At 51.6% G+C, this 16,586-nt stretch carries 13 protein-coding genes; 5 read left to right on the forward strand and 8 right to left on the reverse strand.

Features of this window, described 5'->3' with window-relative positions; translation table 11 throughout:
* Positions 1 to 25: 25 nt before the first annotated feature.
* From ACFQO4_RS18390 to ACFQO4_RS18400, 3 genes are all read right to left on the reverse strand, one after another.
* Positions 26 to 2,968, reverse strand: coding sequence for a DEAD/DEAH box helicase (locus ACFQO4_RS18390; protein ID WP_500262309.1), 2,943 nt, complete (start codon positions 2,966 to 2,968; stop codon positions 26 to 28).
* A 3-nt stretch (positions 2,969 to 2,971) separates the two neighbouring features.
* Positions 2,972 to 3,691 (reverse strand): hypothetical protein, encoded by a 720-nt coding sequence (locus ACFQO4_RS18395; RefSeq protein WP_500262310.1) that lies wholly within the window; start codon positions 3,689 to 3,691, stop codon positions 2,972 to 2,974.
* A 179-nt stretch (positions 3,692 to 3,870) separates the two neighbouring features.
* Positions 3,871 to 4,827, reverse strand: coding sequence for a hypothetical protein (locus ACFQO4_RS18400; RefSeq protein WP_500262311.1), 957 nt, complete (start codon positions 4,825 to 4,827; stop codon positions 3,871 to 3,873).
* 335 nt (positions 4,828 to 5,162) lie between these two features.
* Here ACFQO4_RS18400 and ACFQO4_RS18405 point away from each other — a divergent pair, with 335 nt between their 5' ends.
* On the forward strand, positions 5,163 to 6,944 hold the full coding sequence (locus tag ACFQO4_RS18405) for a DEAD/DEAH box helicase (protein ID WP_500262312.1): 1,782 nt from the start codon (positions 5,163 to 5,165) through the stop codon (positions 6,942 to 6,944).
* 503 nt (positions 6,945 to 7,447) lie between these two features.
* Here the strand turns inward: ACFQO4_RS18405 and ACFQO4_RS18410 are convergent.
* Positions 7,448 to 7,921 carry a hypothetical protein gene (locus ACFQO4_RS18410; protein WP_500262313.1) on the reverse strand — a complete coding sequence of 158 codons (474 nt, stop codon included), beginning with the start codon at positions 7,919 to 7,921 and terminating at the stop codon, positions 7,448 to 7,450.
* 858 nt (positions 7,922 to 8,779) lie between these two features.
* Positions 8,780 to 9,628 carry a hypothetical protein gene (locus tag ACFQO4_RS18415; RefSeq protein ID WP_500262314.1) on the reverse strand — a complete coding sequence of 283 codons (849 nt, stop codon included), beginning with the start codon at positions 9,626 to 9,628 and terminating at the stop codon, positions 8,780 to 8,782.
* A gap of 761 nt (positions 9,629 to 10,389) precedes the next feature.
* Here ACFQO4_RS18415 and ACFQO4_RS18420 point away from each other — a divergent pair.
* Together ACFQO4_RS18420 and ACFQO4_RS18425 are read left to right on the forward strand one after the other, a co-directional pair.
* Complete coding sequence (locus ACFQO4_RS18420; RefSeq protein WP_500262315.1) at positions 10,390 to 11,286, forward strand: hypothetical protein; 897 nt, start codon at positions 10,390 to 10,392, stop codon at positions 11,284 to 11,286.
* Between the two features lie 4 nt (positions 11,287 to 11,290).
* Positions 11,291 to 12,187: a hypothetical protein gene (locus ACFQO4_RS18425; protein ID WP_500262316.1), complete on the forward strand. Its 897-nt coding sequence runs from the start codon at positions 11,291 to 11,293 to the stop codon at positions 12,185 to 12,187.
* A gap of 142 nt (positions 12,188 to 12,329) precedes the next feature.
* Here ACFQO4_RS18425 and ACFQO4_RS18430 read toward each other — a convergent pair whose 3' ends face one another.
* Positions 12,330 to 13,217 carry a hypothetical protein gene (locus ACFQO4_RS18430; protein WP_500262317.1) on the reverse strand — a complete coding sequence of 296 codons (888 nt, stop codon included), beginning with the start codon at positions 13,215 to 13,217 and terminating at the stop codon, positions 12,330 to 12,332.
* A gap of 56 nt (positions 13,218 to 13,273) precedes the next feature.
* Complete coding sequence (locus tag ACFQO4_RS18435) at positions 13,274 to 14,233, reverse strand: ADP-ribosylglycohydrolase family protein (RefSeq protein WP_500262318.1); 960 nt, start codon at positions 14,231 to 14,233, stop codon at positions 13,274 to 13,276.
* Between the two features lie 95 nt (positions 14,234 to 14,328).
* Between ACFQO4_RS18435 and ACFQO4_RS18440 the strand changes: the two genes are divergently transcribed.
* Both ACFQO4_RS18440 and ACFQO4_RS18445 read left to right on the forward strand, forming a co-directional pair.
* Positions 14,329 to 14,793, forward strand: coding sequence for a hypothetical protein (locus tag ACFQO4_RS18440; protein ID WP_500262319.1), 465 nt, complete (start codon positions 14,329 to 14,331; stop codon positions 14,791 to 14,793).
* Positions 14,793 to 15,836, forward strand: coding sequence for a hypothetical protein (locus tag ACFQO4_RS18445; protein WP_500262320.1), 1,044 nt, complete (start codon positions 14,793 to 14,795; stop codon positions 15,834 to 15,836). The genes ACFQO4_RS18440 and ACFQO4_RS18445 overlap by 1 nt, the downstream gene beginning before the upstream one ends.
* Here ACFQO4_RS18445 and ACFQO4_RS18450 read toward each other — a convergent pair.
* On the reverse strand, positions 15,811 to 16,119 hold the full coding sequence (locus ACFQO4_RS18450) for a hypothetical protein (RefSeq protein WP_500262321.1): 309 nt from the start codon (positions 16,117 to 16,119) through the stop codon (positions 15,811 to 15,813). The two genes, ACFQO4_RS18445 and ACFQO4_RS18450, sit on opposite strands and share 26 nt — an antisense overlap.
* Positions 16,120 to 16,586 lie beyond the last annotated feature (467 nt).

The raw sequence follows: 16,586 nt of genomic DNA on the forward strand, positions 1-16,586 counted from the left end.
CTCTCCAGCGTAACTGCCCTCACTTTCACCCAAATATATCGTCAAAATCATCTGGGTCCTCTGTCAGGCTTCCAGTTCCGTTGGATACAATCTGAGTCTCTGTTTCGTTCAACGGATCTGGACTCGCATCCGGTTCGAAGACGTTCGGATCGTCTACTACTCCGAGAAAGACTGGCCCATCTTCGAGAACGGTTAACATATGGTCGTGTTCGTTGATAATGATCGTCCCACCACCCTTCTCTCGACGGACAAATGCGATCTCCTCTTTGAATTCATCTGTGGAAATGTACTGCCGGCCGTCTCGTGTCTTCCTGAATAATCGTCCCTGACTATCGACGCTCACCTGCTTAACCGGTTCGCGAGTCCCTTCGTATTGATCACCCAGATCAAGTTCGTCTGCATCCGGGACAATCTCCGGTTCTGGGCGCGGTGGATATTCCTCAGGAGTAGCTGGGCGAATCGTCCCAGTTGCGTAGCTCTCCCCATCGCGTTCCCACACCTTGTGGTTGACTTTCGCACTTGCGAGTTCATCTTGCCAGTCATACTCTTCGAAGATGCGTTCATCAACCGTATCCCTCGCATAGAGAACATAGAGCGTCGACTCTTGGGTTGCATCTTCTCCAGTTCGTAAGATCCGTCCTAGTGTCTGAATCCGTTGGCGGATGCTACTACTCGAGACCCGTACGATACCCACGTCCGCGCTCGGGACGTCAACCCCCTCAACGAGTGCCTTCACGCTTAACATCACGTTCGCCATGTCGTCTTCTCGGAACCAGTCCATCGCAATGTCGTTCCAGACGTTTCGTGAATGTCCCGAATGATACATCACCGGCCAGTAATCCGGTCGCTCAAACAACTCCTCGATCTTTCTATCGACTGTCTCTAGCCCGTCGAATGTCTCATAGAGGCGTTGTCGATATCCCGAATCGTCAGCTGATACTTCCTTCGTTCGTGCGTTTACTCCCCGATGTTCCCACGGTGAAATGAGTTGTTCAAGCTGTCTAATTCTCTCTTGAAAGACGATCGTTTTCTGATCAGTATCGACGGCATCTCGTAATAAATGGAGGGTAATAGCCTGCCGAGCGACGGCATTCGCAACCAGCTCTCGTCGTTCTTGAGTGTACTGGAAGTAGTCGGCAATTGCACCAGTTGGACCATCAGCGTTATTCCGGATTACATGGAGTTTCTGTGAAAAACTCCCAGATAGCTCGTAGAGTTGACGCTCGTACATCTGGTGGATCTCTTTGACGGCATTCGAGACTTTCCGTGAGAGTTCGTCATACTCACGTTGTTCTGGTTGGGCAAGATCGAAACCGACGTACTCGATAGTGAACTCTGGAATGAGACCTTGCTGGATACCCTCATCATATGTGAGTTTATAGTATATCTCCCCAAGCTGTTCTAATAGGAGTTTATCCGATTCGGTTAATTCGTCTTCTCTCGAGACAGGCGTTGCTGAGAGGCCAAGCGATGCTGTTCGATGATAGTCGAATATATTTGAGAATTTGTCGCCTGTGTAACGGTGGCACTCGTCAGCAACCATTAGATGGTTCGGTCTCTCAGCATCATCCAATACACGGTCCAGATAGTCATTTTTAACTGCACTATTCACAATACTAACAATAATACGACAATCCTCGAAGTCGTCTTTGTGACCACCACCTGCCCAGCCGAGCTCATCTATCGGGACGTTTAGTTTTGAGACTAACTCGGTGAGCCACTGGTGCATCAGCACCTTCGTCGGAACGACGATGGTAGTCACTCGATCGTCTGAATCCTTCTGGATCCACTGTCGTATAATCTCTAGTGCCATGACCGTCTTTCCAGCACCCGTGACAACCTGTGCAATGCCGGTTTCCGGTCTTCGGTCCTTATCTTGTCCAAACCACTGGTTGGCCGCCTCATGTTGCCAATTGTATAGAGCGAACTCTGAAGGGAACGTGTACGATGCCCGGTCTTCATCTTGTAATAGTTCAAGATCCGCACGTGACATGCCGCTTCCAGCAGAAATCCGTATCCGATGAGCCTCCTGCTCATCGTCAGCGTTTAACATTCGCTTCAGGACACCCGCTGAGAGTCCTCGCAGCGCCTGTGAATCAAATGATGGATAGGATTCGATGATTTGATCACGGAGATCGCTGCGACGGCTGTGTGCATCCCGATACTTTTGCTTTCGCCGAAGTTCACTGCCAGTAGTCCCCTCTCTCGTATCCGGATCAAGATAATCCGACCAAAAGGTCTTGTACCACTGTCGGCGTTTGTTCCAGCCGCCAGACTCACGGTACATATAGTACTTCATCATGTCCCGCTTGGCTGCCTGATTTGGTGGCTCGACAGTAGATCCCTCACGCTTGAGACGCGTTTCTAACGTGTCGAAGATATCCGTGTTTCTGAATCGTCGTTTGTAGCGATTTACTGTCTCTTCCGATGTTATCGTATACGTCTCGCCGTTCTTTTCAGCTACTCTGAGCAATACCAAGAGAGGTAGATAGCCACGGATCCCCTGATCGTTGAATTCATAGCCGTAATCCTCTGCAAGTATTGACCGGATCGTACCTTGTGATATACCCTCAGCATTGTCCTCCAAGACACGTAGAATCCGCTCTAACCCCTCGATACCTTCAGGTTTCGTCCCCATAGCAACCCAGCTACGCTTCAGTGATTTCCAGAGGAACTCAGAGAACGTTAGATCACCTGTCAGGTAGTCCGTTGCGAACGGAGACGGATGGACAGTATCATCATCACGATCAACAACGCCTATCTCTGCGTATGTAGAGAGGATACGGCTAATGTACGATTCCGAGTATTGTTCGTTGGTCCCTGGCTTTCGCAACTCTTCATGGCACCGATCTTGGAAGGCACTCCAATCCATTCCTAATTCGGAATTAGCAGCAATTTTGACAACTGTCTGATAGCGGTCTGGGTCCGTTGGAACGCCAATGATCGGCGTTGGAAAGCGTCGTCCCATCTGTTAGTAATCGCCCAGTTCTTCGCCTCGAGCAGTTTTAACGTAGTACGTCTCGTCATCGATAACGGGTCGTGGAATTACACCATCGTCAAATTGAGAGAGATGGCCAAGATAGAGCGGTAAATGCCCCTTCTCAGGTTCTCCATCACCCGTAACTTCGAGTCTACGATTCACCAAGCGTTGTGCCGCGATATTATTTTGTTCGTCAACTTTCTGCTCCCATTGGGTATAGAGATCATCCAATTCGGTCGCTTTGTCGTCCGGAACTTCTTCACGAGGAACGTTTGCGTAGATGTGTCCAAACTCATTGATATAGAGTCGGCCTGCAGTACTCCGATACTCCTGATAGGCGGCGATAAGTTCAGGATGATCAAATGCTGACTCGAATCGATAGTCACGCCACTTCCAAATGAGTTTGTCGTCGTAACTGACCGCCCAACGCTCACCATGATTGAACGGGAACCCGCCCCAGACGTCGACCTCACTGGTTGGAAGGTCAGGATCTAATTCGATGTCAAACCCGTTGTCACCGTCATACATTCCTACATAGACTGGTATCCATCCACTATCAACTGGTGCCCGATTCGCGTAGACGTACTGATCGCTGTAGATTTTAGTGAGTACTTCTCCACCAGCGGTAATTCGGATACTCCCTTTTCCAGTTCCATCGGATTTTCCTAGGTCTCGGAGGGTTTTAGTGAGATTCGCTGGTGGTTCGACCATAACAACGAGATCGTTATACTTCCACTGTAGGACGGTCTGATGATGTCGCCTTGACTCGACGATACTATACTGTGATCCCCTATAGGCTGATGGCCAGGGCATCCCTGGCTCAAGTGTGACATCCTTGTTGCCAGCTATTGGCACGGTAGTCGAATCACTAGTTATAGTTGCAAACATCCTTACTCCTTTGATTCTATATCTTCACGTATCCAATCGACCGGATCATCGAAAAATTCCGGGGCATCAGACCCAGATTCATCCGATTCACTACTATCGTCTTTCTGGTTGGTATCGCTGTTCGGTTTAGTAGATTCAGTAGGAGTGGTTTTGTGCTCCTTAGATGATGTACTCGAAGTCTGGCCGAGCCCACTCGCCCATGACGACAGGGATTCACGTTCCTCAGCGGATAGCTCGTCGGTAAGCGATCGTGGCTCATTCACCTCAATGGTATAGTCCCCGATATTCCCAACGTAGATCGGCAGCATCTCTACACCACGTTCTTTGCGTAGTTTGATGATATTCTGCACGACACGGGGAATGTCGGAGAACTGTTCTCTAACAGTCCCTGGCGCTGGGTGGCTCGGAACCAGGGTAATCACATCACCCCATGGTGTAATGCGAAATGAGCCACCCTCAGGTTTGTACTGCTTTATTGGTTGTAGGATTCGCTGTGGTAATCCACCCTCGACCCGATGGCGACGGTTCGTTGCCCCATTTTGCCACCAAGCCCTATTCCCAACGAACGAGTATCGAGCACCATCATAGACACTTGGCCAGAGGTCTCCTTCTTCTAAATCTGTGGGCCGGATAGGAATACTGTACTCTGGAGCATCTTCAGGAACTAATTCTCCATCGAGATCGAACTCACCAATGTAGATGTTTTTGTATTCTCCTGAATCGGCATCTTCCAACCGTGTCAGTACATCCCCATTCTCTGTAATATGGATTCTTCCTCCGAGACGCTTCTGCTCGAGCAACCTATCCACAATATCGGTAGGCTCTGGAGATAGCTGGAGACGGTCAGTCCCATTATAAAGTTGCCACCAGACACTACCGTTCGGACTAATTTGGAGTTGAAAACCCCGGTAGTGTTCGGGCCACTCATCCCCTAGTGCAAGAGAAGATTTATTCCCCATATGGTAGGATATACCTAGGGAGTTATAGTAAAAGTAACTTGTGACCAAGCAGACATTCCGCTGACGGGAACAAATGTAGACAATCGGTTTTGGGAAATGACTTCAATAACACTATTTGGACAACCGGTAAGCCACTATTCGGAAATGATCAGATCAGAGGGTGAATTATCGTAAAGTACCACGAGTCACCTGACCCGTAGAACTCTCGCTGTTTCCTTTTGAGTGAAATTGGCTCGTGCATACATTCATTTATCCTATATGATGTCTGAATTAGAATGAGCGCAAGATGTACGGCAACAAGTCTTATTAGCTAATTGGCTAATAAGGTGGTATAGATGGCCAATGACGCGTCGCAGTCCGGTAAATCACCGGGTGCGTCATATTCTGTTGACGACAGCTCGCCAGTGGTATCCATACTCGAGAGAAACAATGATAATAATTCGATAGAACATCTTCTAAACCTTCAGGCGCGACAGTTTTCAATTGCGCAAGGACAGCAAGAATTGCTCTCTATTGAGGAGATCAAAGACAAGATCAAACTCCTCGATCATCAACTTCAGGCAGCACATCGAGCGCTGTTCCAAATGAGTGGCGGCGCATTGTTCGCCGACGAGGTAGGTCTGGGGAAGACGATTGAAATCGGGATGGTCCTGAAGGAGATGGACTTTCGCGACACGAGAGACAGCTTTCTCGTATTGACGCCCGCACAGTTAGCACTCCAGTGGCAGACTGAATTACAGGAGAAATTTGGGCTAGATTTCGTCTGTAACTATGACGATGAATTCGAAGGGTTTGATGCCCACGACAAAATTATCGCGAGTGTTGATACAGCGAAGACGCAGATACATCGAAACGATGTCCTCTCACGACGATGGGACGTTCTAGTCTTGGACGAGGCCCACTATGTTCGGAACGAGGATACGAAGCGATACGATTTGATCGAAGCAATTGATTACGGAGAGGGCTTTTTCGCGACGGCAACGCCAATTCAAAACGATATCACAGATCTGTACAACATTATCAATCTCATCCGACCAGGAATGCTCGGCACTAGAAAGCAGTTCAACAAGCGTTACGTCGCGGATAGCGACGATGCTCAGATTAAGCGTAGCGAGGAACTCCAGCACAAACTTAATCGCGTGATGATCCGGAACCGGCGAGAGGAGACTAAAATCGACTTTACAAATCGCGAAGTCCACACGAACGTTTTCAAACCCTCTTCAGCGGAGATGGAGTTATACAATGCCGTAACCGATCACGTTCGATCACATTATTCGAGTGCCGGAGCACGTCATCTGGTCCTATTCACTCTCCAGAAAGAGGTCGTCTCAAGTCCATATGCTGTTGACGGCACGATTCGAAAATGGCTCGAGGACGAGGACAAGATCCTGACGTCGAACGAACGCAAGTCTCTGTCGGACATTCAGTCGGTTATCGAAAATATCGATCAGACGACGAAGCAACGCCGTCTTCAGAACATCATCGAGACGATCAACAACCAGCTCGGAACGACACGAGCTATCGTTTTTACGCAATTTCGGCCAACGCAAGATGCCATCGCTAGTAGTGCCCGTGACCTCGACCTCCCCGTTCACGTCGTGAACGGCGACCTCTCTAGCAAGGCCAAAGACCGCAAGGTCGCCGATTTCGAGGTGGAGGGCGGCATCATGGTCGCAACAGATTCTATCAGTGAAGGTCGAAACATGCAGTTCTGTAATGTTCTCGTCAATTATGACCTTCCTTGGAATCCGATGAAGGTCGAACAACGTATTGGGCGTGTTGACCGCATCGGCCAGGAACGCGTGGTCCATGTGTTCAATATGGCGCTAGAGGGGACGATCGAGGAGCACGTCTTGGACAAGTTATTCGGGAAGATAGACCTGTTCAATCAGTCAATCGGAGGGTTGCGGGACATCCTCTCACGTATGGAACAGTCAGGGACAGACTTCGAACGTGAGGTATTCGATCGCTTGCGCGATGCCGATTCGAAGATCGAACTCGAGAATAATTTCGAGGAGATGGCAGTCGACCTCGAAGAGAATACAGAAGCAGCGGAACAAATGAACGATTTCAATCGCGGAGTTTTTGATGGGTTCGAGTTTGGAGGGGACGAATGAGTGTCGATAATGTGGGTGTTCTAAACCGACTGGGTATCAGACGATTTACCGCGACAACTATCGAGGCTCATGGCGGAACTGTCGATCGACGTAATGCAGAATGCTGGCGGGTAGAACTTCCGAACTCCCTCAGCGATCTCACCGAAGAGCAAGATGTCACCATTGTCTTCGATCCAAAAGATAGACAGCCAGGACGAGAAGACTTGCTGGTTCAACCAGGCTCTCGAGCGTTCAACGCGTTGGTCGACCTCGCAAAACAAGATCTCTCAATCAGTCACCTCTCTCTCACTGCAGCCGATCTGCAGGTTCAACTCCCGTCAGTGTTAGATGTTTCCGAACTCTCTGTCACCATCGAGGATTTCAAACCCCAACAGACTGCCAACGCAGTTTCGTTTCATTTCGTTGTTGAAATCGAGAGTGTAAGTACGTTCCACCGTGAGCGGTTCGAGACCGTGACAGTCGACCTCGAGAGCGGCAGTCATCTTCCGAGCCTGACTGAGCGTCTACTCGCACATACTGGACCACTCGCTCGGAGACACGAAACGAGCAATCTCACCGTCGATGAGAGCGCTGTCGAGCGCTACTACGAGTCCGCCGTTGACACCGTCTGCGAACGTATCGATGACGAGGTCACAGAACTGACCAACGAAGCGGAAGCGGCTACCGACAAACGAATAGACGAAATAGGGGACCTCTACGAACAGCGCCGCGACGAACTCGGTACGCAACTCGAGGCACAGAAAGAAGAGATCTCCAAGTGGCAGACGAAGAAACAAAAAGCTCGAAAGGATACGACACGAAACCGCTATCAAAATAATCTTCAGAACGCCAAGCGCGAATACAAGCACATAAAGCAGACAATTCAGGAGCAACGTGAGCGCTATCGAGAAAAAGAACTTGAAGAAATCATTGCGACGACGGAGCGACATACCGTTGATGTAGATATCTCGATAGCGGGGGTGACGATTGTCACACACGAGTTCGGCGATCTACATCTCAAGCTAAGCGATGGTGAGCGAACGGGCGACACGACAGTCCAGTATGCACCAGCAACAGACGGTGTTATCGCGTTCGATTGCGATACCTGTGGAACGAGTTTTACTACACGAACGCGACCACAGGTGTGTAGCTGTGGAACCGTCATCTGTGGTGGCTGTCTTGACTTTTGTGAGGAGTGCGGAACGACTGGATGCCCGAATTGTGAGACTCCAATAAACGTCTGTGACCTCTGTGACCGCGTCGAATGCCACGACTGTGGTGACGATTGTACCCACTGTGATCGGATGGTCTGTGGCCATCACGCAACAACGTGTTCGTCAGACGATGAAGCAACTTGCCTCGCATGCGGCCAATCCTGTGGTATCTGTAATTCGTTTCACTGTGACGAGCATCTTGGACAGTGTTGTATCGACGAAGCGCTGTATTGCCAAGATCACATTGACCAGTGCGATTCGTGTCTCAACGAAGTCTGCCATGACCACTTAGAGGAATGTACGGCATGTCAGTGCGAGTTGTGTCCGGATGACCGCGTGAACTGTGTGACGTGTGGTGCCACACGGTGTCTCGATGATGCCGTCGCTTGCGACGGTTGTGATGGATATCACTGTATCGAGAGTACCACCTCTTGTGGGATCTGTGCAGCGCACTTCGGCGACGATCATCTGTTGGCCTGTGAGACGTGTGGTCGTTCAGTTTGTGAAGACGACCGTGTTGCGTGTACGGTCTGTGAAGTGACTGTTTGTCTGGATGATGCGATCGCGTGCGCCGAATGCGGCGACGACCTCTGTCACGAACATACTAAGATCTGTGATCAGTGCGGAGATCCGCTGTGTTCGTCACACGCATCGACCTGCACGGACCACGACGAGACACTCTGTCCAGTGGATCAGCGTGTGTGTACGCAGTGTGGGAACGTCTATTGTACTGAAGCAGGCGACGAATGCGTTCACTGTGAGGAATTCGTCTGTCGCTCTCACGCGACGACCTGTGATCATCAGGGAGACACCGTTTGCGCCGATCACCTCGAACACTGTGTCGTCTGCGACGGTGGGTTCTGTCCGTCGCATCGGACTGTGGCAATCGATACGGACGAAACGCGCTGCTTCGACCATGTCGAGCAATGTAGGATGTGTACGGACCATTATACACCCAGCTACGTCACCGATTGTGACTGCTGCGGGAAGCCGGTCTGTAAAGATGATAGGGAGTTCTGTGGGACGTGTGATGTACCCCTTTGTGCCGATGACCACGCCACCTGTTGCATCGATGGAGAGGTCCATTGTCACACGCATTTCGAGGCATGTACCGTCTGTGACGAGAATGTCTGCAAGGAACACGCGGTTATCAGCGCACACTACGAAGTACCCGTTTGCGAGGACGATATCGTCACGTGTGATCACTGTGACAAGCCATTCTGTCCGGAGTACACAGTCAGCTGTGCTGAGTGTGGCATCGACCACTGTCTCGACCATGCGCAGACCTGTACCGAATGTGGAGAGGAATTCTGTGAGAAGCACGTGACGAAATGCGAAGATTGTGGCGAGGCTGTCTGTGGAGCCCACCATAAACAGTGTACTGCCTGTCACGACACGTTCTGTCTGGACCATTGTGAGCAATGTGCAACCTGTGATGCGATTCGATGTGTTGACGATCGTGCAAGCTGCCAGATCGACGGTCACGACCATTGTCACGCACACCTCGAGAAGTGTACCGCTTGCGAGGCGGCCGTTTGTCAAGACCACATGGGGACATGTGATTTATGTGGAGAGACCATCTGCGAGAGAGACCTCGAACAATGTCTCAATTGCCACAAGACCCTGTGTCCTGATCATCGCGAGCTATGCGCGTCCTGTGACACGGTTCAGTGTCTAGAGCATCTAGATATCTGTGTCGACGATGAGGAATTACACTGTTCCCGCCACCTCTCTGTTTGTTCCCGCTGTGAACCAGCAGAACGACCCGATGAGGAGGTTCTTCGCTGTCGTGCACACCTCGGAAAGTGTTACGTTGGGGGTAAACGCCTGTGCTCAGAACATGCCAGTATAGACCCTGTTTCGGGAAAAGAGGTCTGTGACGATCACCTTGAGAAATGTCAACTTTGTCGACAGAGTGTCGCGACAGTTGCGCTCGAGGACGGCAAGTGTGAAACGTGCCATAGCCTCGAAACGTCAGAGGTACCATCGGGTATCCGGGCGGATATCCCCAACTTCAGATCCGTTCGGACCAGCAAAAACAAACAATTCATCGTCATCCACGGCAAGCGCCTGCTTAGGTCCGACGAGATCATAGTGATCGATCAAAATGACCAAACCATCGTGGAACGGCACGGTGTCGGTTTCATCGGCCGTATCATGGAGGTGTGGCGATGAGTCGAAATCGCTCTCAACCGGATTGGCACGCCACGAATAACGTTAGTGCGTTGATTCGAAACGCACGACAGACTGGAGTGAGCCAACAGAAACTCGTCAGTATACTCGCTCAAAAAGAACTCGAGGGCGTTCCAGAGGCTCGCATCAAGTCAATCATCGATGCCACGCCCAACGAGCAAAGGACAGGGAATGGTGATTTACCGCTCTCACAAGCCCCCTCGACCGATGCTGTGCCACGAGATCCTGAGGCTCGCGTTCTCAGCGCCGACGATCTCGAGTATCTCTCACGTCGCGAATTTGCTCGTGTTATCGGTCTCGCTCTCGAGCAATTTGAGGGGAATACCGTACGACCAGCAGTGAATCAGGATGTAGCAGTCGATCTCTACTGGCATCGCCAGCAACAGACAGTCGGGCTGCGGATGGCTCCGACAACAGGTGATCTTATCGGTCTCACACAGATTAATGCAGTCGTTGACGGTACAGTACGAGTCGAGGATACACGTTCACCATCGGAACTGGCTGTGGTCACGAATGGTACGTTCAGTGACCGTGCAACCGAGCTCGCTTCCGAGGAGAACATCTTCTTGTTCGACGGAGGACACGTCGAGACGTGGTTCCGCCATGTCGCACTCTCACCACCCGTCGTCGGAACGATTCTCGAGGAGGGAGAGAACCACGACGGCCCGCTTGACGACCTCGTCGACATCCCTTCGATTCCTGCGCCGCGCCAGCAGATAGATCCGTTCGAAGTTAGCCGAGCCCGAGCGTTCAACGTCACTGTGCTGGAATTCGATGAAGACGATATACCTGCTGATAATACAGACTCGAGTTCGCGGGATGTCAACCAAAAGGTGGCTAAAGATCACCCTCTCGGTGGTGGTCGAGCGCCCGATGGTGAGAGAGGAGTATTGTATGCAGACCCCGACGAAGACGGAGACTACGAGGCATTCGACGATTATTTGGAGGGATTCTAATACCATGGCCGCATCACTCGAGGAAGTTTCAACGACCGTTCCGCTCGACGACAACACGTCCGTCACCATCGAACCCGGCCAGCCCTGGCCGTCAGCCTACCGTGGTTCGAAGTATAGTCTCGTTTCAGATGACGACTTTGACGACGTCGTTCTCAAGTGGGAACAACGCGATCTCAGTGTGTATACTGATGTCCCAGATGGTCTTCGACGGGCGCTTGTTCTCATGGGCAAAAGCGGTGGTTACGGTAGCATTCGTGTTACAGCTGGAAATGAGGTTCTCACGAAAATTCCCGCCGACGATTACAAGTACATCGACGAAGCCCCCGTCAACAGTGGTTGGATTCCTGCGTACGTCGGGAAACTCGACGGTACAATCGATTTCGAGATCATCAATTCAGATCCCCTGCAACCGGAAACTGGGGAAATTCGTGTCTGGCGTGGCTTCCCATTTAATCACGGAGAACGCTGGAGCGTCGGCCACGATAGTTCACTAATCTGGACGTGGCGCGACTATCGCTTTAAATCAGCGTTCGACCACCCAGAACTTGTCAAGACATACGAGCAGTACCGCGAGACTGCTGGACGGTTTTACCTTACCGAAAATCAGCATATTTGGATCAACGTTCCTAACAATGGCATCGCACCAGGTAAGGAGGAGTCAGTCCGGAACGCCGTTGCGACTTGGAAACGACGCGCGGAGAGCGAGGATGATACTGCGACGCTTCGACTCGTCAATCGTCGCCTCGTCGCGACCAGTCACGACGACGACCCATCAACAGGGCACTTTCCGATTCATCTGGGTCATCTGAGCGATTTTGATGAAGGAACGATCCCTCGTCCAGTTGTTGATGATCCAAGCTACTTCCAATCAGTTTGCGAATATGAGAACGCCTGGGGGTAAAAGGATCGGATGCGATTAATTCAAATCGACGTACTATGATTCGGGTCTGTTGAAACCTCTTCTATAGGCACTTATTCTCTTAAGCTACTGCGAACATACCGTTGAGATTCCAATCACGGGGAAAACTGCTTATTGTATTGGGTTACATGCTATGCTCCACAAAATCAAGAGCAGGCTTCGCGGCTTGAACAGCTTCAGTGAGGGCCTCTTTTAATTTATCATGAGACTCACGAGCGCCGAGATGATAGACGTTGATAGCTAAAATATCCTGAAGGCGTGTATCAGAACCATTATAAGCGTAGATTTTCCCCTCGTCTCTGTTGAATGGACCGGAGTGGTTGGTTTGCTCAAACCCGATCCGTTGGAGCGACTTTCTCGCAGGGACCCCGAGGGATAAGATCATTCGGGGGCTGATTGCGGCGATCTCGTTTTTAAGCCACTCATCGTCTTCAGGTTGGGGGCTGACCTTGTTTGTTGGACCCTGGAATTTCATTACATTCGAATACGCGAAGTCGCCGAAGAACCCCTCGTCTGCTCCGATGATAGGAGAGTCTTCACTATTATTGTACTTGTCATTAATATCTGTCCGAAGATAGTTGGCCAGCCCGTATTCTTCAATGGAAGATCCGAAGCCGAAGTGTTCTGCACCAAGCTTATTGGCGAGGGTTTGGAGGATGATTTCCAATCGACTGTTATTTAGATACGTGGAGACTGTTGTCCTTGAGTGCCTAATATTCCGTTGCACTGTATCACCGTTCCATTCAGAAAGGTGGGTATGTGGACCGTGAACGCTCCCAGACACCCAGCTGGATTTTAGATTTGGATTCTTCTGTATGACCATGAACTGGCGGGAGCTTTCGGTATGTATCCGGTACATATGTTCAATCTCTATGTCTCTGTATCCGTCTGGGATTTCAGACTCAGGAATATCGATTTCATGGTGGAGATATTCGTATCCCGAGTCGTATTTTTGAACAAAGCGGTGTGAGTCAAGATGTTTCCGATGGACGTCGATAACGCTTTTAGGCATACCTCTAGCTGTCATAGAAGTTCCATAAGGATTACTAAAATTGTCTAATACTGTTCTCACTCACCCGACGAATGAGGATCGATTTCGAGGAGTTGTAACCCGAGCGACTCGAGTTCGGAACGGGCTGACAGCGTTTCTGTCCATCTGTCCGGCAGTGCCTCGACTCCGAATCGTGCTCCTGGAATGGCGCCAGCAACCGCGCCGATCGTATCCGCGTCGCCGCCCATCATCACCGCATCAACGATGGCTTCTTCGGCACTATCTGCGGTCAACCCGTGATACAGACCCGCTTGTAACGTTGTCACGACGTATCCCGAATTTGCGAGTTCAAAGTTCGTTCGCCCGTCACGGAGATAGTCAACGACAGGGGCGACAGCGTCACGAACGTCGTCCGGAAGTTCGGTCTCGAGATCCGCTATCACTCTCTCGAGCGGTCGTTCAATGCCGTTCAGAAGATTTGCGAGCGTTCGGTTGAACAGCGCACAGCTCCATTGGCAGCGCGAATCGGCGTGCGTGATCGACGACGATCGGCGACTGACTCGGACGAGCTGTTCCGGAGCGTTCCTGAAGGCGATAACGTACGGCGCACACCGCATTAGACTTCCGTTGCCGGCGTTTTTCCCCTCTCGACATAACTCCCACTCACGATGACCGGCGTCGTCCCACGACACACCATTCTGGATTCGGTGGAGTGCACTCGAGGTCATCATCCCAATGTCAAACGGGCCCGACGCTTTCCACGTGACGAAGCGTTCAGCGATATCTGCAGGCTCGAACGTCCCGTGTTCGTCCAGACTCCGTGCGATACATAGTGCCATCTCCGTATCGTCGGTAATCGTCCCTGCAGGCTGACCATGGGTTCCGTCAGCGAGCATCTCCGTTACCCGACCGTGCGTTCGTTCGATCTGGTAGGGTGGACGGAACTCGACCGGCCGTCCGAGTGCGTCACCACACGGAGTCCAAGGAGCGTTCCGCGAGCCCGTGATTGATTTTGATCTTCCATACTCCAGTCTCACACGTCCGGATGCTAACTATTGTGGTGAACGGTTACTCCGATTCGAGTGCAGAGAGGGTGCATAGCTACTTGTAGAACGGTAGACGTGATGTGCATATGGATCGACAATGGCTGACCATCGCTAGCCCTACGACTGAGGCAATGGTCAATCCGCTTCTGGCCGCATGCGAAGGCGGGTACGTCCCCGATTCGATTCAGATCGTCTCGAACCCCACTGTCGAAGACGCCATCGAACCCGTCGTCCCGTTTCTGAAAACAGCTGTGACGGAGTACGATGGCAACGCGACGATCGACGTCCACACCCTCACGGACGAAACTGCCTTCGCAGAGATCGTTGAATTTTTTCGAAACGGAATCCAGCATAGTACTGACGAACTGGTTGCCGTCGACATCACTCCGGGGCGCAAGTTCATGTCCGCGATCGCGTTCCAGGCTGGCATCCACTACGGGGCTGATCACGTCTTCTACCTTCTGCTGGATTCAAGTGCCTTCTACGGTCAAGTGTATCCAGACATTCCGCGACCGGCAGTCGACCTGATCGACTTCACGGAGGTGGTCTGATGGAAATTTCACGTCGCAACCTTACGATTGTGCTCAATACACTCTTCGACATCGATGAGACAAGCATTCCAGTAAAACATCCATGCGATGAGATCGGCGAACTGTTTCGAATCGAACTTGGAACTCATCGAGGGAGCGATGTCCGATTCACAAAGGGAGCGATCAGTTACCGTGAGTGTCGGGATACGATCCGTCAGCGGTACGGTGACGAACCATATCAGGATCTTCCCGGACACAACGACTACATCAAGGCAGCGACCGCAGGTGGACTCGTCGACCCGGAGAACGTCGACGAAATCAATACGTTTCTCGACCGGCATACCCATCCCGATCTGACGGCGGGGCACAACCCTGTCATGATCGCCTACGATACGAACCTCTTTGGCTTCCGAATCCCAGAAATCCTCGACATCGATCCTATCTCGGGATCAGTGGACGAACGGGGCCGCCCACCCACGAACGGATACGCACTATCAGGCGGCGTCAAGGAGGAACTGGACTGGTACTACAACAGATTTTCGACAAAGAGCCTCGAGGATGCGTTCGGTCAAGAGTTCGCTCGATTGAAAGATCAGCCCGCGGGGGCGAATCGAATGGGTTTTCTCGGACTCTACGAGTTCCGCAGCCGGATGGCAAACCGCGCGGTCGATATCGTTCCGTCGGAAACGGGTGATGCTGACATCGTCGATGCCTACGAGCGATACGACAAGGGCAATCGCAAACGAGTGCTCCTGTTTAGCAACGACTACGAGTTCGTCGACAGCGCTCGATCGCAGGATATCTGGGCCCAACACGTAGCGTTCCCAGTTGACCTTCCACGTCGTGTGACCGATTCCTGGAGGAATATCGCGAACACACTATACATCATGGCAATCTTGTTCGGCGTGCTCGTACTCCCAAAGGTAACGCTATATGGTGTCTGGGAGGGGAAGACTGGCCTGGAGTGGCAGCGAGAACGACTCGAGATCGATATCAGGAGTCCCATCGTCAAGCCGCGCATCGAACGCGATCTCGCGGTCACCGAGGCGTTTCAAGAGTTGTAGGCCGTCGTCTTATCCACAGTATCATATCGGCACGGAGGGGACAGAGATCGAACCTATTTAGCTTAACAGGGATTCGCGGAGCTCCCGGACGGAATTCACCGGTCGAGTCCGCCTGGATCAGGTCGTTGACCCAGTCGTCCATCTCCCGGAGGTCGTCTGCGGCGGTCACCGGGGCGACGTCGAACTCCTCGACGACGCGGTCGACGGTCTCCTCGCGGGAGATGCCCTGGATCACAAAGAGGGTGTATGTCGGCTCCCGGGGCCTGGTGACGTCCTTAGACACGGTGATTACTTTGTCAACCGGCGCGCCCGATCGGGCTCTGTACATTTGGGTCGGTGACAGTCCTTTCACGGGACTCGGCACGAAGAAAGCTGGAGATGCTTCGGGACCGCGGAGAAGTCGATCGGCGACGAACGGCCGGCCGGGTGTTGTACTGGCGGATGATCGGCTTGAGATCGTAGACCCCCCCCCCTCCGTCAACAATCTCAGACCACTACCGAAATCTGACTGTGTCACGCCAAGAGGGAACTAACCCACACAAATAAATCATATTTCAAATACTCAAATTCTACCCATATAGAGCCCAATGAGCAGGCTTTGACCAGTCACCATTATCTTACATATAAATTCTAGTATTTTGAATTGGGCTGGAAGAGTTCTTGGCACATAATATGTGACGCCTGGTCTCGCGTGAAGTGGCACATAATATGTGACGATACTTGCACAGTACGAACGAAATCCACACCAAA

The organism is Saliphagus sp. GCM10025334 (assembly GCF_042663485.1).
Lineage (GTDB): Archaea > Halobacteriota > Halobacteria > Halobacteriales > Natrialbaceae > Natronosalvus.